Below are 22,008 nucleotides of genomic sequence, written 5' to 3'. Positions count from 1 at the left end.
TTTTCACTGAAATAAAGTATATGCTCGATTGAATATAAGTGAATTTTATGAGCGGGCTGGTAAATATATAATGAAATTAGTTGTAAACGAAGTCAAGTACAGGAGGCTCATTTCATGCGACACGAGACAGTAAGATCCGATGTGACCGTTGTTGGCGGAGGGTTGTCAGGCCTTTGCGCGGCGATTGCAGCCGCTAGACTCGGGCAAAAGGTAGCGCTGGTTCATAACCGGCCGGTGCTTGGCGGAAACTCCAGCTCCGAGGTGCGGGTATGGGTATGCGGAGCAACCGGCCATGGCGTGCACCGCTATGCCCGCGAGACCGGCATCATGGGAGAACTCTTTATTCAGAATCAGTACCGCAATCCGGAAGGCAATCCTTATCTGTGGGATGTAACGCTGCTTGAGGCCGTTAGGGCCGAGCCGAATCTTGCGTTGTTTCTGAACACCGACGTGCGGGAAGTGGAAGCGGACGGCGAGCTGGATGACCGCATCATTCGTAACGTGACCGGCTGGATGATGGGCTCGGAGCGCGAGATTACGTTTGAGAGCGAGGTGTTTCTTGATTGCACCGGGGATGGTCTTGTTGGCTTTCTGGCTGGAGCCGCCTATCGGATCGGACGCGAAGCCCGTCATGAATTCGGGGAAGACTGGGCACCGGAAGTGGCCGACGATATTACGCTTGGCAGTACGCTGCTGTTTTACACGAAGGATACCGGCAAGCCTGTGCGCTTTGTTGCCCCTTCTTTTGCCAAGGATATTACGACAACGTCCATTCCGCTTAAGCGCGTCATCCGCAGCGGCGATTCGGGCTGCCATTACTGGTGGATCGAGTGGGGCGGCGAGCTCGATACGGTTCACGAGAACGAGCGGATCCGCGACGAGTTATGGTCGGTTATTTACGGCATTTGGGATTATATTAAAAACTCGGGCAAGTTTGAAGCGGACAACATGACGCTCGAATGGGTGGGCTCGATTCCGGGAAAACGCGAATACCGGCGGTTCCTCGGCGATACGATTCTGACGCAGAATGACGTAATTTCTCAGCGGCCGTTTGAGGACCGGATCGCCTTCGGCGGCTGGTCGATTGACCTGCATCCTCCACAAGGCATGTATGCGTCCGAAAGCGGTTCCAAGCATTTGCATGCCGACGGTATTTACCATATTCCTTTCGGCAGCTTGTACTCCCGCAATGTCAGCAATCTTCTGTTTGCGGGACGCAATATCAGCGCATCGCATGTAGCCTTCGGAACAACCCGAGTAATGGCTACGTGCGCCGTAATGGGGGAAGCGGCCGGCGTCGGCGCTGCCTTGTCGGTGATCAAGGGCGTTACCCCGCGAGAGCTCCGTGAGCAGCATCTGACCGAGCTTCAGCAAATCATGCTGCGTACCGACGCGTCCATTATTGGCCTTCGGAATGAAGACCCGGCTGATCTTGCAAGAAAGGGAACCGTAACGGCTTCAAGCACAAGGAAAAAAATTCTGCTCGATCGACCTGCAGCGCAATGCCGGCTTGCTTCCGATGTCGGCTTACTGTTCCCGAACGAAGGCAGTATCGAAGGTTTAACGCTGCTGGTGTCTGCTTCCGAAGCAACAAGCTTGACCGTTGAACTGTGGGATACCGGTAGGGCTGAGAATTACGTGCCTGCCAATCTTAAGCAAGCCTTGAGCATTCAGGTTAAGGCCGGAGAGAAGCAATGGCTGGATATTCCTGCGGACAGCGAGCTCTTTGGCAGCGAGCCGTGCAATGTATTTGTCATTGTTCGCAAGAATGAAGCAGCCAGCCTGTATACGTCCGCTGTTCCTGCGACGGGCGTACTGGCCTTTCAACGGCGAGCCAAACCAATCGTGAACCCGGATCTGGAGGATCATCAGCCGGATCAACCGGTCATTGAATGGTCGATGCTTGTGCGCAGACCTTTCTGCTTTGCAGTCGGCACAAAAGCTTTTGCGCCTGAAAAAATAATTGACGGTTATACCCGTCCATATGGCGGACCTCATCTTTGGGTATCCGAGCCGCTTACGGATGGCCATGAGGAGTGGGTGGAGGTTGCCTTAGACCGTCCTGCGAACGTGAAGGAAATACATCTTACGTTTAACGATGATGTGAATGAGGACCTCATCAACCTCCATCACCATGAGACTCCGTTCCTCGTCATGCCTGAACTGGTAAAGTCGTATGACGTTCAGGCATGGGCAAACGGCGAGTGGATTACGGTCGCAAGAGATAACGAGAACCGTACTCGCAAAAAAATCCATACCCTGGATAAGCCGGTGCGTACAGACCGCATACGGACGGTCGTAAAGGAAACAAACGGCAGTGAACGTGCCGAAGTGATTGAAATGCGTATTTATGAATAAGTTATCTTAAAGAAAAACAGGGTGGAATCGGTTGATTCCATCCTGTTTTTTGTCCGCATAGCGGCCTGTCAAGCTTGCTTTACGCTTGTCCGCTTGTTAGCGCCTGACTCCAGATCATCGCTGTACACGATAGACTTTTACTGAGCAGCCGTTTCGGGTTCAAGAATGGCTCAATGGTGAGTACATCGATACTATTCGCTCCCTTGCTGTTACTCTGATTAAAACACAAAAACCCGTAAGACGGACACTTTTTTCAAAGTGTCTATCTTACGGGTCACATTTCAGTCCCCGGGGCTGTATTTATTTGAAAATTACCTTCAAAAGGGTGTCTAGCTATCTTGAAAATAGGGATCCGCCTTCTAATGTTACTATTTTTTTTCTTGAAAAACTTGCTTTCTATTTAAACAGGAATTATTAATATGGAAGCTTAATTCTTCCTTCGATTCCAGCTTCACCGGCTTGAGCAAGTAGGGTGATCCAGACTTGGTTCGTTAAGGCCTGTTCAATGTCTATATTATGCTAGTAAAAGACCAAAAAATCGAGGTTTGCTTGTCATTTTTGAACTAGAATGCTAGATGACAATCAACCGCCATCAACTGCTCCTTTAAAGCTGTAGCCAAGGGTCGCTGATGGTGATGTGAGAGATATTTATATTATTTCCGAGGAGCGTGAGAAAATGACAATCGAAAAGAACTACCTTTATTGGGATTTCAATGCGCCTCTCGAGGACCGCGTGAACGACTTGATTGCCCAACTGACTCTGGATGAGAAGATTGAGCTTATGCCGCAGTACCAGATCGCAATAGAGCGTCTAGGGATACAAGCGTACAAGCATGGCACGGAGGCCGCACACGGCATGGCTTGGCTCGGAGAAGCGACGAGTTATCCTCAGCCGATCGGTCTCGCTTGTACATGGGATAGCGGGTTGCTAAAGAGAATCGGCAGCGCGATTGGAGACGAAGCTCGCGGCTTTTATCGGCAGAATCCGAATTTTAACGGCTTGACGCTGTGGGCGCCGACGGTTGATTTGGAGCGGGACCCTCGGTGGGGTCGGACGGAAGAAGCGTATGGCGAGGATCCGGTTCTGGCCGGCAAACTAGCCGCTGCGCTCACGCAAGGCATTCAGGGAGACCATCCTTTTTACTTGAAGGCCGTTGCCACGCTAAAACATTTTATCGGCAACAACAATGAAGCGGGAAGAGGCGATACATCTGTCAGCCTTGATCCACGCAACCTGCGCGAATATTACTTGAAGGTATTCGAGATCCCGTTCAAAGAAGGCGGAGCCCAGTCGATGATGACGGCATACAATGCGGTCAACGGAGTGCCGGCAAATCTTAGCGAGCTCGTGATCGGCATCGTTAAGCGCGAATGGGGAATGAACGGCTTTGTCGTTAGCGATGCTTTCGACGTAACGGGCACGATGCGGGATCATCACTACGTACAGACGCTGAAGGAAGCGGTGGCCCGGTCGATCCGGGAAGGCGGAATCGACAGTATTACGGACGAAGCGGCAGTAGTAACGGAGGCGATCCGCGAAGCGTTAAAGGACGGGCTTTTGACGGAAAATGATCTGGATACCGCTCTTCGGAACACGTTTCGCGTTCGTTTCCGGCTCGGGGAGTTCGACCCGTCGGATCGAAATCCGTATGCGGCGATCGACGAATCGGCGATCCTCCGTCCAGAGCACGCGGAGCTCGCGAGGGAGGCCGTGCAGAAAGCCGTTGTACTGCTCAAGAACGACGGGAAGACGCTGCCGCTGCAGGCTGACAAGCTAAGCAAGGTTGCCGTCATCGGCCCGCTTGCCGATGTTGTTTATAGTGACTGGTACAGCGGTTCCTTGCCATATTCGGTTACCCCGCTTCAGGGAATCCGCGAGAGGCTGGCAGCGGAGGGGAAAGGCGCCGAAGCGTCATACACCGCCGGCACCGATCGCGTGCGCCTGAAGGCTGTACGCAGCGGACGGTATGTCCGGCTCAGCGAAGATTCAAAGGCATCTCTCGCTGCTCGCGCGGAGAGGCCCGAAGAAGGCGACATTTTCGAAATATCGGACTGGGGCTGGGGCAGCCATACATTAATTGCGCTGCGCAATAGCCTCTTTGTCACAACGGACGACAAGAATTTGCAAGCGTCGGCTCATCGGATTTGGGAGTGGTTTACGAAGGAAGTGCTCCAGATCCGGCCTGTAGACGAGGACAGTTCGCTAATTACAGTCTCGACCTGGAACGGAACGCCCGTAACGGTTGACGATGAGTCAGGTGTCCTGCTCGTCGGTGACGGTCAAGCGGCTGAGATGGCGAACGATATTAACGTCGGAGGCGTTGCGGAGGTTGGAGGTTTAGTTGTTGGAACGCAAGCCGACACGTTCGAGTTTGAATGCGTGTCGAGCGGCTTGGACGCGGCTGTCGAATCGGCTCGCGGCGCCGATGCGGCGATCGTGTTTGTCGGCAATCACCCGCTCATCAACGGCAAGGAGACGATGGATCGGCCCGATATCACGCTGGCGGAATCGCAGGAAAAGCTGGCGCTTGCGGTAATTGAGGAGAACCCCAACACGATTGTAGTGGTCGTCGGCGGTTACCCGTTCGCCTTGAACGCTATACAGGAGAAGGCGAAGGCGATCATCTACACCTCCCATGCGGGTCAGGAACTCGGCCGTGCTGTTGCGGACGTTCTGTTCGGCGATGTCAATCCCGCAGGCCGAGTGAACATGACGTGGTACAAGTCCGTCGATCAACTTCCGCCATTCATGGACTACGACATCATCCGTGGCTGCCGAACGTATCAATATTTTGAAGGCGAACCGCTGTATCCGTTCGGACACGGCCTTTCGTACAGCGACTTCCGTTACGAAGCCTTGCAGTTGTCGCCCAGCAGCGCTGAGGCTGGGACAGACATGGCAGTCCAGGTTTCCTGCCGTGTGACGAACATAAGCGAACGTGAGGGGGAAGAGGTCGTGCAGCTCTATGCACGTGCAGATAAATCCCGAGTCAAGCGCCCGCGCCTTCAACTGGCGGACTTCAAACGCATCGCCTTGTCTCCGGGAGAGTCTGCGGAAGTGACGTTCCAACTGCAGCTCGAATCGCTGGCTATTTGGGATGTAACGCGCGACCGATTCTGCCTGGAAAGCGGAACGTATACAATCATGCTCGGCGCTTCTTCCGCCGATTTGCGGCTTGAAGGCCGCCTTACAGTCGCCGGGGAGACGATTCCGCCGCGTGATCTTCAGAGAGTGACGCGGGCCGTAAACTACGATGCGTATCAGGGCATTCATCTCGGTGAATGCATCGAAGGCGGAAGCGCCGCAGCCGTAAATGGCGATAAGGGCTGGCTAGCATACCATGATGCGGAACTCGGCGCAGGGATCTCCGCGGTCGAGCTGCGGGCAGCCGCCACGGAGGATGCTGTGGTTGAAGTGCGGTTGGATGGACCGGACGGTCCAATCGCAGGCAAATGCAAGATTCCGGCTGGCGGAGAAAAGAACTGGCGGAGCTTCACTTGCGGGCTGACAGGCGCCTCCGGCAGGCGCGACGTATACCTAATTCTGAATGGACCTGTGTCTCTCTCTTGGTTCCGGATGATGGCTTGAAAACTTGCCTTATGGAATTAAACTAAATATTCCAGTTGGGCCTAAAAAGGCGCCCCGGTATATGTTATTGACATGTACCGGGGCGCCTTTTGTAATTTGCAAAACAAACCTAATAGGAGAAAAACTTCTATTGAAGTATTTCGAAGATGAGCGACCGCGTCTAGAGGAAGGTTTTATGGTGAAAAAATCACTGGCCTTGTCTAAAAGCCTTGGGTGAAAGCCCATAGGTTTTGGAAAACTTACGAGTGAAATAATTGCTGTCGTTAAAGCCGCATTCGTATGAAATTTTCGTGATGGGGAGTCCGCTTTGCCTTAACAACATACGCGCCCGCTCCAAACGAAGTCGTTGCAGGTATGAAATAGGCGTCGTTTGGTAATAAGACTGAAAAATCCGATTCAGATGCCGAACCGAAATATTGGATCTGGCCGCGATTTCCTCCAGAGTAAGAGGCTCAAGATAACGGTCTTCAATATAGGAGACCGCATTCGCCAAATGCATCAGATTGCTGTCCGTGCCATTCTCCTGATTGTCATACTGTCTGGACAAATAGACGGCCAGTTCCATAAACCGGGAATTGAGCATGGTCTGATAGCCTTGCTGCTTGTCGTTATATTCGTTGATCATTTCGGCGATGATCGAGGAGACGTGTTCCAAGCTTGGAATCGACAAACTAAGCCCGCTTTGAAAAGAATGAATATTGCGATAAAACGGCTCCAAAACAAAAAGGGCCTGAAAGCCGTTGGAGTTGCTTAAATCCGGACCGGCGCTTCGAAGGATTTCGGGCCGGAACATAATATTGCAAATTTTAAATTCATGCGGATTTTGGTAAGCATGGAAGGTAGGACCGTTAATGACAAATACGTTCCCCTTTTTAATAAAATAGGTTTCGGAATTGACGATATGCGTAGCGTTCCCGTTCAGTACAATTACGAGTTCGGTGAAGTCATCATGCTTATGAAGACCCGTATCCTCATTGTGCCCGCCATACTGAATAAAAAACGGAAATTCCTTGTCTTTGGTAAACCAGTTCAAATAAACGCTATCCGCGATATCGCCCTTAATTGACGGCAGCTTTTTCATGGAGTTCGAATTCATACTGCTTCCTCGCACGTTTGACATCCAACAATCCCCCTTTTTCTGTAGAAGTTGTATGCGCTGTCATTTTTATTTTAGCTGTGCGAAATGGCTGATCATACAACCAAAAATGCACTAAAAAACATATTAAAAATCGTTATTTAAGCCTTCTGGTTCCGATTTGCATTTACAGATATGGTGATTTGATATCACGGATTTTAGGATAACGGGAGAATGACTAAATGATGCTATACCGATGTCTATAAATTGAAGGTTTGTATCCATTTTTTACAATATGATTTTAAAAGAGCAAAGAGGGACACGATGCGGATTTCGTCCCATACAAGATGTGCAAAGAATTTGACACCGCTTACAATTGCATGCAGTGAATTTGAAGCGGGCAGGAGGTGATAGGTGCTGAGCGGATAGCTGCACATGCGCAAATAGCTTAGTGGGTTCGACTTTAAGCCGTATCCCTGTCATTACAACAAAGTGACAGCGATTACATGACCATTTCAGGGGGATGAAAAATGAAAAAAAACCTAGTTATGTTGCTTGTTAGTGTGATGTTGATATTTTCTTTAGCGGCTTGCAGCAGCGGAAGCAATGGCGGTAACGATCCAGCAAGCACCAATACGGCTACCGAAAAGCCATCAAACAATCCGGCGGCGACGAATGCTTCCGAGAATGACGCTGAAGACGGCGCGGGAAATTCCAATGAAACGCCGGAGATGGATTTCGATATGGGCGGCAGAACAATCAAGATTGTAAACTTCTGGAGCTTGGAAATCCCCGAAGATAATCCTGATAATATCCAACGGAAAAAGAATCTGGAAGATCTAATGAAGAAACATAATTTCAAGGTGGAATACGTGGTCATCGATGGCGCCGAGTACCAGAAGAAGGTTACGGCATCATTGCTTGCCGGCGAACCGGTAGGCGATCTCATTGCCGTGAGCAAATCGTACACCATTCCATCGTTGGTAAGTCAAGATCTATTGTGGCCGATTGACGAATACACCAAAAATGACAAAGTATTCAATCCGGAAGTAACGAATAAGATCATGCAGTATAACGGGAGAGGGTACGGTTTTGGCGGGTATACACAGGGAGCGACGGGTTTCTTCTACAATCGCACGTTGATGAACAATCTCGGCATGAAACCGCTTCAAGAATATATTAATGAAGATAACTGGAATTGGGATACGTTCCTGCAAGTGATCAAAGAGGCTAATAGAGATACGAATAACGATGGAAAGCTTGATACGTGGGGATTGGCAGGCGCCGGCGTTTTGGATTCAGCGCTTGCCTCCAACGAGACAAGCTTGACGAAGGGGGATAAGCAGAACCTGGACGATCCAAAAACCGTCGAGGTTTTGAATTTCCTATCCAAGCTGAGTACCGATAAACTCGTCAGACCTTCAGAGGGCGGCGATTGGACGGAGCCAAGTCAATTTTTCCGTCAAGGCAACACGTTGTTGTATTTATCCGGAAACTATGAGGCGGAAGCTCTGAATAACGACATGAAGGACTTCGATATCGGCTTTATTCCTTTCCCTAAAGGACCGAATGGAACTTCCTACAATACACCTGATACCAATCCAGGGGCAATGGTCATTCCGAAGGCAGCGAAAAATCCGGAGCAGCTCATGTATATCTGGGAGAAAATCGAAACCTACGATTCGGTTTACGACTATCCTGGTCAGGACTGGTACGAGAGATCGTTTGACAACGAAGATGATATCAACAATGTTGTATTAGCGAGTAAACGGTTTAGTTTTGATAGTCTAAGCACCTTCCCAAGTATGCCTTATTATCAGTTCGCTGATGAGATTAACAAAGGCCAATCCGTTTCCACGGTCATCGAGACGTATAAAACGCCTTTCCAGGCGGCAATCGATGAAGTCTACAAGAAGTAACGATTGAAGTGATCAAACAGTCCGCATCCCGGTTCATAATGTGGACTGTTTGAATTTCACTCTTGCCGCGGGAGGGGAGCAAAGTTGAGCGTCAGAAGCCAGAAATTAGTGAAATGGATATGTATTTTTTTTGTTTTAGGTTTGTCCATATGGGCGATCTACCCATCAAGTCAAAAAGGCAACGGCGATGTTCAGGCTATTAGCGATTTTTCGACGGTAATGGATTCTGATGCAAAAGACGGATATGACGCCTATACGAAACGCTACTCGAACGCAGACCGGCCGCCAGCGAAAATCCGAATCGAAGGCGAGCATTATACCGCGCTCGAAGGGGACGGCTTTGAGGTTGCGAACGGATTTCAAGGCCTGAAGGGCCAAGCTGTGTTAACGCCCGAGTCGGGCACGATTAGTTGGAAGGTCCGGGTCGACCAACCGGGTCTATACAATGTTCGAATTCATTATTTTCCTATTGAGGGGAAAAGCTCCGCTATCGAGAGGGAGTTCGCGATCAATCAGGAAGTGCCTTTTAAAGGCTCCGACATTTTATTGTTCGATCGAGATTGGGGCAATCGCGAAGACGAAATCGAGCGGGACAATCGCGGAAACGATTTGCGCCCGAGGCAGATAGAGAAGCCGGCTTGGCAAATCGCGTCCTTCAAGGACAGCGAAGGTTACAATGACGAGCCCTATTTGTTTTATTTCGGTGAAGGGGTTCAGACCATTTCCCTGACTTCCTTGAGGGAACCGATGGCTATCGACTATATCGAGTTATACCAGGAGCCGGAGACGAAAACCTATGAAGAACGGAAAGCCGAATATGAAGCCGAAGGAGCTGCAGCCGCCGAAGGTCAATTCATCGTGATTCAGGCTGAGGATGCGACCTTGAAATCTTCCCCTACGCTTTATCCGCTTTCCGATCGGTCAAGCCCTTCTGTTACGCCGTACAGCGCTTCGAAGATTCGGGTCAACGCGATAGGGGGCCTTAACTGGAAGCTGCCGGGGCAGTGGATTGAATGGGAATTCGAGGTGGAAGAGGATGGGTTGTACCAGATTGCGCTGAAGCGCAAACAGGATCAGCTGCGCGGCGTCTATGCGACGCGCGGCATCATGATCGATGGCGAATATCCATTCCAGGAAATGAAGCGGACGCGATTCGGCTTCAATATGGAATGGCAGACAGATGTGCTGGGAGGGGATAAGCCTTACCTGTTCCATCTGACGAAAGGGAAACATACCATTCGTATGGCGGTTTCGCTCGGCGAGCTCGCTCCGCTTATTGAGACGATCAAATCGAGCGTGCTGAAGCTTAACGAGATGTATCGAAAAATTTTGTTGATTACCTCAAATACGCCGGACCCTAACCGCGATTATCAATTGGAGAAGCGGATTCCCGGCATGATCGATGTTTTCCGGGAACAAGCCGGCACTATCCAGGCCGTGGCGGATTATCTCGAGCAATCGACAGGGGAGAAAAGCGATAAAGTCGCTGTTCTTCATACGATGGTAAGGCAGTTGAACGAAATGGCGGAGAAGCCGGAAACGATTGCGAACCGTCTGAACTCCTTCAAGGTGAATGTCGGTGGTCTCGGTACGTGGATTCTGAACGTGCGCGAACAGCCGCTTACGTTGGATTATCTCATCGTTGCGTCCCCAGGCAGCAAGCTCCCGAGAGCGAAAGCGACTTTGCTCGAGAAGATCAAGCACGAGCTAGGCGCTTACGTTGCCTCTTATACCGAAGACTACGATAGTATCGGCAGTACGGAAGAAAGCGGGCGTTCCATCACGGTTTGGGTAACTACGGGAAGGGACCAGGCGCAAGTGTTGAAAGCGTTGATTGACGACAGGTTTACGCCCGAGACGAACATATCGGTAAATGTAAGGCTCGTTCCGGGCGGCATCCTGCTTCCGGCTGTCCTGGCCGGCGAAGGGCCGGATGTTGCCTTGCAGGCCGGCGAGGATGCCCCTGTCAATTATGCGATGAGGAACGCCGCAGCCGATTTGACCGCTTTCCCGGATTTCGAGGAAGTCGCTGCAAGGTTTCGCGATAGCGCCATAACGCCTTACAGGTATGACGAAGGGGTATACGCGCTGCCGGAGCAGCAGACTTTCCCGATGCTGTTCTATCGCAAGGATATTCTCAAAGAGCTGGATTTGGAGCCTCCGAAGACGTGGCAGGATGTGTATAACATGATTTCGGTGCTGCAGAAGCATAACATGGAGTTTTATTTGCCGATCGAATCGGCTGCGAACAATGCGACCCTGGTTCCGAATGCGGCGTTCGCCATGCTTCTTTACCAGAACGGCGGCCAGTTCTACCGGGACAATGACAGGAAGAGCGCACTCGACTCCGAGATTTCAATGCAGGTGTTCAAGCGCTGGACGCAATTTTATACGAACTACAAATTTCCGCTGCAAGCGGATTTCGCTAATCGGTTCCGGACTGGCGAGATGCCTATCGGTATTGCCGATTATACAACGTACAATTTGCTAACGGTTCTTGCGCCGGAGATCAAAGGGCTGTGGGACTTTGCCGTCGTACCCGGCACCGAGCACAAGGACGGGTCCGTCAGTCATGAGGTCGCCAGCCATACGACAGCGGTCATGATGCTGGATAATGCCGATGACAAGGACGCGGCGTGGTCATTCATGAAGTGGTGGACGGACAAGGATACCCAGATCGCTTACGGACGAGAGCTGGAAGGGCTGCTCGGCGATGCTGCGCGATATCCGACAGCCAACATTGAAGCATTGGAGCAGCTGCCATGGCCGGTCAAGGATTTCAACAACCTGGAACGCCAATGGCAATGGGTAAGGGGCATCCCTCAAGTGCCGGGCGGTTATTTCACGGGCAGGCATCTGGATAATGCCTTCCGGCGCGTCGTGAACCAGAGCGAGAATCCGCGCGAAGCCCTTTCGGATTATATTTTGTACATGAATGACGAAATCGCACTCAAGCGGAAGGAATTCAATCTGCAGAAATAGTTAGGGGGTGGAAGCCGATGCAAGCAGAAGCAAACCGTCATGCCGCGTCGAGCCTCATCCAGGCAAAGAAGCCGTCACGACTCGCCAATGTTGCCCAAGAGCTTCGGAAAAACAAGCACTACTACTTGCTGATGAGTCCGTACATGCTGATCTTCTTCACGTTTACGGTCGTTCCGGTCGTCATCTCGCTGGCGCTCAGCTTCTTTTATTTCAACATGCTGGAGTTTCCGAGATTCGTAGGCTGGCAGAATTACTCCCGATTGTTCCTAGGCGACGACGTGTTCATGATCGCTCTGAAGAATACGTTCATGTTCGCAATCGTGACCGGTCCGATCAGCTATATCGCGTGTTTCCTCTTTGCCTGGATTATCAATGAATTGTCGCCCAAGGTCAGAGCGTTTATGACCCTTGTGTTCTACGCGCCGTCCATTTCGGGGAACGTATTCTTTATTTGGCTGATCGTATTCTCCGGAGACAGCTACGGATATTTGAACGGGTTCCTCATGAGATTCGGTTTTATTCTCGAACCGATTCAATGGCTCTCGAACGAAAAATATATTCTGCCTATTATTATCATCGTCCAGCTGTGGCTTAGCCTGGGCACCAGCTTCCTGGCCTTCATCGCCGGTCTTCAGACGATCGACCGATCGCTGATCGAAGCGGGAGCCGTAGATGGCATCAAGAACCGCTGGCAGGAGCTTTGGTTCATCACGCTGCCGTCCATGCGGCCGCAGCTGATGTTCGGAGCTGTTATGCAGATTACAGGCTCGCTTGCGGTCGCCGATATATCGATCGCGCTAGCCGGTTTTCCAAGCGTTAACTATGCGGGGCATACCATCGTAACGCACTTGATGGACTTCGGCACAATCCGCTACGAGATGGGGTACGCATCCACTATCGCGACAGTGCTCTTCTGCATGATGATCGGCGCCAATAAGTTGACGCAAAAACTGTTGCGAAAGGTAGGGGAATAAAATTGGTCATGAGGATGCTAGCTGTATTCCGGCCCCCCAGGCGGTTAAACCGATCCTTTGCCGTCAGTTTTTTCATGTTCGTGCTTCTAGCCGTTTTCGGCGCGTTTATGGCGCTTCCGCTCATCTATGCGGTGAGCAATGCATTCAAGCCGCTTGACGAACTGTTTATTTTCCCGCCGCGGTTTCTGGTCAACAATCCGACGCTGGACAACTTCTTCGACCTGTTCGCCCTGATGGGGAACTCGTGGGTGCCGCTGTCCCGCTATATCTCAAACACTCTGTTTATCACGATCACGGGGACGGCGGGACATATTCTGCTGGCGTCTGCCGCGGCCTATCCTCTTGCGAAATACCGATTTTGGGGATCGAGGACTTTGTTCTCTATCGTCATATTGTCCTTGATGTTCTCGGGACATGTTACCGCGATTCCGAACTTTATGGTCATGTCCTGGCTCGGCTGGGTCAACACGCAGGCCTCGGTGATCGTGCCGGCTCTCGCCTTCCCACTCGGATTGTTCCTCATGAAGCAATTCATGGAACAGATTCCGGATGCGCTGCTGGAAGCTGCCAAGATTGACGGAGCGAACGAATACCGGATTTATTGGAGCATCGTCATGCCGAACGTGAAGCCCGCATGGCTGACGCTAATGATTTTGCAGTTCCCCGCCTTATGGGGGACCGACGGAGGCAACTTCATTTACAGCGAGAACCTGAAGACGCTTCATTACGCGCTTGGCATAATCTCGGCAGGCGGCATCGCCCGCGCTGGCGTTGGAGCGGCGGTCGCCCTTCTATTAATGATCGTTCCGATTACGCTCTTTATCATCTCGCAGAGCAGCGTCATGCAGACGATGGCGACCTCCGGGATGAAAGAGTAGAAAGGATGAGACGCGATGTTGAGCAGCCTATATAAAGCAAGGACATTTGTCCTCACGACGCTCATCTGTTTGCTAAGCATTGGAATGGGGAGCGCGGTCGTTCATGCCGAAGAAACTCCCGCATCCTATAATTATTCCTACTGGGGAGACGCTGTCGCCTCGCCTGCCGCCTATCGGGCAACGGCCCTTCTGAACGGCGACAGTCTGGGAGTCGGACCGTTTAAGGAACCGAACGATATACACGTTACGGCAGACAAGCAAATTTATGTGCTGGACTCCGGCAATAATCGAATCGTGGTGATGGATGCGAGCTTCAAGCTGGATCGAATCATCGATTCCTTCGATAACAACGGGGAGCCCGATAAGTTTATGAGCCCGCAAGGCCTGTTTGTAACCGAAGACAAGAATATCTATGTCGCTGATACGGGAAATAAAAGAGTTGTCCATCTCGATTCGAAGGGTAAGCTTGTGAAGGTTATCAAGAATCCTGAGTCCGAGCTTTTTCAAGAGAATTTCCAGTTCCAGCCTGCTCGTGTTGTTGTCGATAAGGCGCAGCGGATCTATGTCATGGCCGCCGGCGTATTTGACGGATTTATGGAGTTTAACGCTAATGGCGATTTTTCGGCGTTCATTGGCGCGAACCGCGTAAGGGTCGATCCGATCGAGCTGTTGTGGAAACGGCTGTCTACCCGCGCCCAGCGGAGTCAGATGGCCCAGTTTACTCCTACGGAATTCACGAACCTGGATATTGACGATGAAGGATTTATTTATGCGACGAACGGGGACAGGTATGGCGAAACGATCAAGAAATTAAATGCCCAGGGGAACGATATTTTGAGGCGAACCGGGTATTTCAGCCCGGGCGGCGACCTCGTTATGTCATCGGAGGAGAGAACGAGACTGATTGACATCGATGTCGCGGACAGCGAAATCTATTCGGTGCTTGATTCCAGGCGCGGACGGATTTTCACATACAACGGCGATGGGCATTTCATGTATGTATTCGGCGGTCTGGGCAACCGGCTGGGCGAATTCAACGCGCCGACAGCCATCGAGCGTGTAGGGGATCAACTTCTCGTTCTCGATAAGGGGCTCGGGGAAATTACTTTATTCGAGACAACGGAATACGGCCGGACCCTCAACGAAGCCGTTCGAAGCTACTACAAGGGCGATGAAGAGGCGGCCTTCGCATGGTTCCGGAAGTCGATCAATATGAACGCCAATCTGGAATTTGCCTATGCCGGAATCGGCAAAGCGCTGCTTCGGCAAGGGAAATATGCAGAGGCGATGATTTATTTTAAGCAAAGCAAGGATCAGCCGAACTATTCGAAGGCATTCCTGCTCTATCGCAAGGAAGTGCTGCGCGAATACTTCCCTGCGACGATGACCGGCATTGTCTTGATCGCGCTCGGCGCAATCACGTTCAGGAAGCTCCGGCAATGGAAAGGGGGAAGGAAACGTGCCGAAATGGAACAGTGAACTGCTTAAACACCCATTCTATCTGATTCTGCACCCGTTTAACGGCTATTGGGATTTGAAGTACGAATGGAACAAAAAAACCAATCTGATCGTTTCCTTCTCGATCTTATTCCTCATGATCGTCACCAATATCATGAGCACCGAGTACAGCGGATTCCTCGTTCATATCTACAATCCCGCTGACATGAACAGCCTGATGGAGGTTCTGTACGTACTGCTTCCGGTCTTGTTCTGGTGCGTGGCCAATTGGTCGCTCACGACCTTGATGGACGGGGAAGGGAAATTTGTCGAAATCTTCACTTCGACCTGCTTTGCTTTCGTTCCTATGGTCATCATCCCGTTTCCATGGATCTGGTTAAGCAACGTTATCTCGATGCAGGAAACGAGCTTCTACTATTTCTCGCACAGCGTCGCACTCATTTGGTCATTGTATCTGTTGTTCGTCGGGAATATGACGGTTCAACAATTTACGCCTTCAAAAACCATAGGCACCCTTCTGTTATCGGTTGTCGCAATGGGGTTTCTGGCGTTCCTGTGCTTGCTTTTCTTCAGCTTGATTCAGCAAATCTCATCATTTGTAATAACCATTTACCAGGAAATTGACCTGAGAAGCTAAGGAAGGAGGCATGAGCAGCCATGAATGTGAAACGATATGCCTTGCTGACTTTGTTGTTCCTGCTTGGAATAATGACTGCGGGATGTGCGGGCTCCGGTTCTGAAAAACAAACGGAAGCTAATGGATCCGTTGCAGCGGCATTTGTGAAGGGAACGGCTTTGGCCGTCTCCTTCACGGATCCTCGAGTCGCGGGCATGAAAGGCGTTGCGGCAAACAATCGTCTGGAATTATTCGCAGACGATCAGTCGGGAGTTATCGCCGTTCTCGATAAGAATAGCGGAGAAGTATGGTACAGCAATCCGCCGGAGCGAGAATCCGATAATCTGGCAACAGGAGTTAACAAGGATTTATTATCCGCTCAATTGAAGCTCGATTTCAATAACGCGTTCGGCCAGCTCAGCTCGGTCAACTCCTATACGGATAGCGTCATTCATAAGCAATTCAGATTCGACAGCATTCCTAACGGCATCAAAGTGACTTATCAATTCGGAACGGACGAGAAAACGGCTGACGATATTCCAAGCAAGCTGACGAAAGAGCGCTTGGAGGAACTTAAGGGGAAAGTGGATAAAACGGGACAGCGCGCGCTGATGATTGCCTACCAAGAGGATGCTGACCCTTCTGTGTATGTGCGAAATGAATCTCTAGCCGGGATTCAACTGAAACGGACTCTCCAGGCATTCGAAGCTGCCGGCTATACGGATGAAGATTTCCGGAAGGATCTCGAGGCGTTTCATCTCGAGCAAACCAAACCCGAACCGCGTATATTCCTTGCCTCGATCGAGTATACCCTGGATGGCGATAGCCTCGTGGTCAAAGTGCCGGCTTCCGGCATTCATTACTCAGACGAGTATCCCATCAACACGGTATCGGTTCTTGGTTTCTTCGGCGCAGTAGGAGAGGAGTCGGAAGGGGCCTTATTCGTACCGGACGGGTCCGGGGCGCTTATTCATTTCAACAATGGCAAAATCAATTATTCGTCATACGAACAAAGGATCTATGGATCCGATCTAACGATGGAAGGTATCAAAGACGACGTAGGCGAGGAAAAAGCCAGATTGCCGGTATTCGGAATGATTCGCGGGGATGGAGCCTTTCTCGGCATTATTGAAGAAGGCGATTCGGTCGCAAGCGTAAATGCGGATGTAAGCGGCAGAGTGAATGGCTATAACTATATTTATCCAAGCTTTTATGTGATCAATAAGGACCAGGTTTCCCTGGACGCGAACGGCCAGGCGCGTTCCTTGCCCAGGTATCAAGAGAATCCGACAAAATCGGACTTTACGATCCGTTACGCTTTCCTGAGCGGAGATGATGCTACTTATTCCGGAATGGCACAATACTATCAACGGTATTTGATCAAAACGCACGGACTTCCCGAACAGAAGTCGGCAAGCGATTCGAATTCCGGAGGGGATGCTCCGTTTTATTTGCAGTTGATCGGAAGCATCGCCAAAAACAAGCATGCGGTGGGCATTCCCTATAAGGCGCTCGAGCCTCTTACAACCTTTAATCAGGCAGAGGATATCGTATATCAGGTGCAGAACCGCAATATTCGAAATATTAAGCTTCAGTATTCGGGTTGGTTTAATAAAGGACTTGATCATGAGGTACCGGATCATGTCTCGGTCGACGGAGCTGTAGGAGGGAGCAAAGCGCTTTGGGAATTTATCGCCTTCGCTCGGGACAAGGGACTTTCCTTCTTTCCGGACGTCTACATCGCAGAGGCGCGTACAAGCGATGGCTTCGATGAAACCAAGGCAGCTTCCAGAACATTAAGGGGAGATCCTGCCGCGATCTACCCGATTGAACCGGTCTTGAATAAGCGCGACCGCAGCAAGGCTCCGTCCTATGTTGTATCGCCGAGCCATATGCTGAAGGTTGTGGATTCCATGCTAAGCGAGCTGGATGGCTATCGTCTTGAAGGGATATCGCTGCAGGATTTAGGCAGCCGGTTAAATACCGACTATCGGACAAACCGTCAGATCGACCGAACGGAGTCCGAAACGATATCGAAGGAGGCGCTGACCAAGATTCGCGAACGGAATCTCGAAATTATGGCCAGTGGCGGCAACGCCTATGCGTTTCCATACGTGACGGATATTACGAATGCGCCGATGACGAATAGCGGGCTTAAAATTGAAGACGAAGAAATTCCGTTCTATCAAATGGTCGTTCGCGGATATATCGACTATACGGGCATGCCTTATAATCTGTCGACCTTCACCAATATGAACCAGTATATATTGAAGTGTCTGGAATACGGCTCGGGCGTTTACTTCAAATGGATTCATGAACCGAATTCTAAAGTAAAGGATACGGACTACGACGACTTGTACGCCGTCAATTACGAGCAATGGCTGGACCAGGCTGCAACGATCTATGGAAATGTGAATGAAGTCTTGGGCAACGTGCAGAACCGGAAGATGATTTCGCACGAGAAGTTAAGCGATGGCGTCTTCAAAACCGTTTACGAGAACGGTATCTATGTCATTGTGAACTACAATCGGTCAATGGTACAGGCGGATGGCATAAACGTCGAAGCCGAAGGCTATGTAATGGGTGGTGTACAAAAATGAAATCCATACTGAAACCTCGCCTGTTGAAAAGGTCTTACGCGGAAAAAAAGGCACAATGGGGTTTTCTTTACGTTTTGCCATGGCTGCTTGGCTTTTTTCTCTTTTTCTTTGTACCTTTATTGAGTTCGTTGCGATTCAGTTTCAGCTCGATAACGGCCAATTCGGAAGGGATCACGGTTAAATACATTGGATTCAAAAACTACGTGGAAGCTTTGACGATAAACACAAGCTTTAACCGCGTTTTGATCGAGTCGATGGTAAATATCTTGGTCAATATTCCGCTGATCGTCATATTCAGTTTATTCCTGGCGGTGCTGCTGAACCAGAAATTCATCGGAAGATCCGCTGCCCGGGCAATCTTCTTCCTTCCCGTCATTCTGGCGTCGGGCGTTATTATGAATCTGGAGAGCACAAGTCTGGTGCAAGCGATAAACGATGCAAGTTCCGGGACAAAGGTCGTACATTCGTTACAGAGCTTTGAATTGGAGAAGCTGATGCTGCAAGCCGGGGTTAACGAATGGATCGTCAATTACCTCACGGGTTCGGTTGACCGTATCTATCAGATTGTCAGCCAATCCGGCGTTCAGATTCTAATCTTCCTCGCGGGAATCCAGACTATCTCGCCGCAGCTGTACGAAGCCTCCAAGATAGAAGGGGCAACCGGCTACGAGGCCTTCTGGAAGATTACGTTTCCGATGGTCAGTCCGCTTATTTTGGTCAATGTGATTTATACCATAGTAGATTCGGTCTCCACCAACGAAATAACGGACTTGATTCTAGACACCGGTTTTTCCGCTTTTAATTTCGGTCTCAGCTCGGCAATGGCAACGATCTACTTTCTGGCTGTTGCCCTAATCTTGGTGGCAAGCACCTATCTGATATCTAGGAAAGTTTTTTATTACGATTAGGGGGGATGTACGAGTGCGCAATTCCCGACTGCTATCTGTAGAATCCTGGAAGAGGTGGGTTTGGTCGTTAATCCGTCTCGTATTGATTGCAGGACTTTCGTTTTTGATTTTATATCCGATCTTGCAAAAAATTTCGACAGCGATTAAGGATAAGGAGGATCTATATTCGCCGATCGTGGTGTGGGTTCCCCTCCATTTTACTTGGGATAATTTCAAGCAGGCGATCGCAATCATGGATTACTGGGACACGTTGGTCAATACCTTTGCGCTGTCGATCTCTACTACTATCCTTACCGCGATAACATGCGCTTTGGCCGGTTACGGATTTGCACGGCTTAAATTCAAAGGAAGCAATCTGCTGTTTGCCGGAGTCATTCTGACCATACTGGTTCCGCCTTCGACGATTCTCATTCCCCTTTATCTCAACCTGAAGGATTTTACGCTGATGGGGCTAATTCCATTGCTTACGGGCAAATCCGTCAATCTGCTGAATACCTACTGGCCGTTCATCCTGACAGCCTTGACAGCCAGTTCACTGAAGGCGGGACTTTATATTTTTATATTCAGGCAATTTTTCCGGGGAATTCCCAAAGAGGTTGAGGAAGCCGCCTATATCGATGGCGCAGGGGTCGGGACGACGTTTTCCCGAATCATGCTCCCGAACGCGATCCCGGCGATTATTACGGTGCTGCTCTTTTCGTTCGTGTGGCAATGGAACGATAGCTTCTTCACGACAACGTATCTGACTTCAGGCAAGGTCATGTCCGTGCAGCTGGCTGCCTTGCCTCATAATTTAAACAGTCTTGTTAGCGGAGGTTCCTCCCAGTCCGATCCTTTCTATTTAAGCATGGTGCAGGATACAGGCATTCTGCTCGCTATTCTGCCGCTTATTGTGAGCTATTTCTTTGTGCAGCGGTACTTCGTTGAAGGAATCGAGCGCACAGGCATTGTCGGCTAAATTCGGTCACGCACTCCGTAATAAAGGAGGAGAATCGGCTTGGTAATGAAAGAACTAAGCGGCGCGGAGCTTGCGTCCATGGTGAAGAGCAGCATCCAGCTCAAAAGCCTGGACGGCGTTAAAGCGCCGGAGCTAAAGCTGAGTGAAGAGGATATGAAATGGTGGCGCGATGCGAAGCTTGGTCTGTTCTTCCACTGGGGACTTTATTCGATTCTGGGACGCGGCGAATGGGCTATGTTCAACGAGAAGATTCCCGCGGACGAATACGCGAAGCTGGCTGACAGGTTCAACCCGCTGCATTGGAACCCGGAGCGAATGGCGCAACTTGCGAGGGATGCAGGCATGCGCTATTCCGTCATGGTCGCCCGCCATCACGACGGATTCGCGCTGTGGGACAGCCCTGGCAGTTACGGACGCTTCGACAGCATGCACGCGGCGGCCAATCGCGATTTCGTGAAAGAATACACGGACGCCTTCCGGAACGCAGGACTGCGCGTCGGCTTGTATTATTCGCCAATGGATTGGCGGTTTCCGGGCTATTTCGAGCCAGTGAAGCTTGCCGATAATGCGGCGCTGATGAAGAAGCAATGCTACGCTCAGATCGAGGAGCTGACCACCCGGTACGGGCGAATCGATATTCTATGGTATGATGGGGGATGGCTGGCGCATGCGGGAACGGATGCCGATGCGGCCTGGTTCTGGGAGCCGGTTAAGTTGAACGGGATGGTTCGGCGCCATCAGCCGACATGCGCGATCAATCCGCGATCCGGATGGACCGGGGATTTTCAATGCGACGAAGGCACGCATGCCATCACCGGGAACATTCTTCCAATCGATTGGGAGAAATGTTTCTCCATCGGCACGCATTGGTCCTATGATCCGCAAGAACGGGTAATGCCGCTGGAAGACATCATCAAGATTATGATTGACTGTTTCGTCCGCGGTGGCAATGTGCTGCTGAACGTTGCTCCGAATCCGGACGGAGAGATCCCCCCAAGCCAAGTCGAACGACTCCAGCAAATCGGCGCGTTTATGCGGAAGAACGGCGAAGCCATCTATGGGACGACAGCGGGGCCGATCGAGCCGGTTGATCATATCTGCGGGATGACCCGAAGAGGAAATGATCTTTATTTACATGTGCAAGACATGCAGGCATTCGAACACATCGGACTGCTGCCGCTTGAACAGCGAATCTCGCGCTGCCGGTTGCTCGATGGCACCGAGATTCCTTACTTGCAGAACGAGCGGGGGCTAGAAATTCGAGTTCCGAAGGAGAAATGGGAACCGCTCGATACGGTGGTTAGGCTGGAAATTCAAGAATAGAGCCGACCGGCAAGCAACCAAGCCTTGGAAACTTATAAAGTCTATTGTGGCAAACAAATTCCGTGAGCTTATTGCGCCCGCGGAATTTGCTTTTTACCGCATCAGAAAGTATAAGTTTTCAAACTCGAAAACTAGCTTTCTGATTGGCGATAAAAACTACCACTGAAACGCGGCCCTTCATCTTCGAAGTACTTCGATAGAATTTTTCTCACAGGGACGTTGTGATTGCGGACGGCAAATCCGTCGGCAGGGATATTTTAATTTTTATTAGAGTGGTGATGAGGTATAATTTTGATAGGATAATCGTTTCGACTCATTCGTAAGATTTCTGTTGTAAGCGCTGTCAAAGAAGTCCTCAAGCATCCGAAAG

Annotated in this window: 13 protein-coding genes; 12 read left to right on the top strand and 1 reads right to left on the bottom strand. The window is 50.6% G+C overall.

Annotated features, from left to right (window positions below; genetic code table 11):
* The first annotated feature begins 75 nt into the window (after positions 1 to 75).
* Positions 76 to 2,358, top strand: a complete 2,283-nt coding sequence (locus FHT67_RS26860; RefSeq protein ID WP_347880135.1) for an FAD-dependent oxidoreductase — start codon at positions 76 to 78, stop codon at positions 2,356 to 2,358.
* Between the two features lie 676 nt (positions 2,359 to 3,034).
* Entirely contained in the window at positions 3,035 to 5,947 is a 2,913-nt protein-coding gene (locus FHT67_RS26855; protein WP_167201917.1) for a glycoside hydrolase family 3 protein, read from the top strand.
* Positions 5,948 to 6,134: 187 nt separating this feature from the next.
* Here FHT67_RS26855 and FHT67_RS26850 read toward each other — a convergent pair whose 3' ends face one another.
* The gene (locus FHT67_RS26850) at positions 6,135 to 7,028 is read right to left on the bottom strand and encodes a helix-turn-helix domain-containing protein (protein ID WP_167201968.1); all 894 of its coding nucleotides are present in this window, start codon (positions 7,026 to 7,028) and stop codon (positions 6,135 to 6,137) included.
* A gap of 524 nt (positions 7,029 to 7,552) precedes the next feature.
* Between FHT67_RS26850 and FHT67_RS26845 the strand changes: the two genes are divergently transcribed.
* The 10 genes from FHT67_RS26845 to FHT67_RS26800 all read left to right on the top strand — a co-directional run bounded on the left by FHT67_RS26845 (position 7,553) and on the right by FHT67_RS26800 (position 21,638).
* Positions 7,553 to 8,941, top strand: coding sequence for an ABC transporter substrate-binding protein (locus FHT67_RS26845; RefSeq protein WP_167201916.1), 1,389 nt, complete (start codon positions 7,553 to 7,555; stop codon positions 8,939 to 8,941).
* Between the two features lie 147 nt (positions 8,942 to 9,088).
* Positions 9,089 to 11,923 carry an extracellular solute-binding protein gene (locus FHT67_RS26840; RefSeq protein ID WP_167201967.1) on the top strand — a complete coding sequence of 945 codons (2,835 nt, stop codon included), beginning with the start codon at positions 9,089 to 9,091 and terminating at the stop codon, positions 11,921 to 11,923.
* 17 nt (positions 11,924 to 11,940) lie between these two features.
* Positions 11,941 to 12,897, top strand: coding sequence for a carbohydrate ABC transporter permease (locus FHT67_RS26835; protein ID WP_132312226.1), 957 nt, complete (start codon positions 11,941 to 11,943; stop codon positions 12,895 to 12,897).
* 8 nt (positions 12,898 to 12,905) lie between these two features.
* Positions 12,906 to 13,775 (top strand): carbohydrate ABC transporter permease, encoded by an 870-nt coding sequence (locus FHT67_RS26830; protein WP_167201915.1) that lies wholly within the window; start codon positions 12,906 to 12,908, stop codon positions 13,773 to 13,775.
* 15 nt (positions 13,776 to 13,790) lie between these two features.
* Positions 13,791 to 15,254, top strand: coding sequence for an NHL repeat-containing protein (locus tag FHT67_RS26825; protein WP_132312222.1), 1,464 nt, complete (start codon positions 13,791 to 13,793; stop codon positions 15,252 to 15,254).
* Entirely contained in the window at positions 15,235 to 15,870 is a 636-nt protein-coding gene (locus tag FHT67_RS26820; protein WP_167201914.1) for a YIP1 family protein, read from the top strand. The genes FHT67_RS26825 and FHT67_RS26820 overlap by 20 nt, the downstream gene beginning before the upstream one ends.
* A gap of 20 nt (positions 15,871 to 15,890) precedes the next feature.
* Complete coding sequence (locus tag FHT67_RS26815) at positions 15,891 to 18,449, top strand: DUF5696 domain-containing protein (RefSeq protein ID WP_167201913.1); 2,559 nt, start codon at positions 15,891 to 15,893, stop codon at positions 18,447 to 18,449.
* On the top strand, positions 18,446 to 19,357 hold the full coding sequence (locus FHT67_RS26810; RefSeq protein ID WP_167201912.1) for a carbohydrate ABC transporter permease: 912 nt from the start codon (positions 18,446 to 18,448) through the stop codon (positions 19,355 to 19,357). Before FHT67_RS26815 ends, FHT67_RS26810 begins: the two co-directional genes overlap by 4 nt.
* Before the next feature lie 13 nt (positions 19,358 to 19,370).
* Positions 19,371 to 20,315, top strand: a complete 945-nt coding sequence (locus tag FHT67_RS26805; protein WP_132312214.1) for a carbohydrate ABC transporter permease — start codon at positions 19,371 to 19,373, stop codon at positions 20,313 to 20,315.
* A gap of 45 nt (positions 20,316 to 20,360) precedes the next feature.
* A complete protein-coding gene (locus tag FHT67_RS26800; protein ID WP_243867519.1) occupies positions 20,361 to 21,638 on the top strand; it encodes an alpha-L-fucosidase in 1,278 nt (425 codons plus the stop codon).
* Positions 21,639 to 22,008 lie beyond the last annotated feature (370 nt).

The sequence above is a fragment of the Paenibacillus sp. BK720 genome (assembly GCF_011761545.1).
Taxonomy (GTDB): domain Bacteria; phylum Bacillota; class Bacilli; order Paenibacillales; family Paenibacillaceae; genus Pristimantibacillus.
The sequence above is the reverse complement of the archived record's forward strand: the minus strand, read 5'-3'. Positions and strand labels throughout refer to the sequence as shown.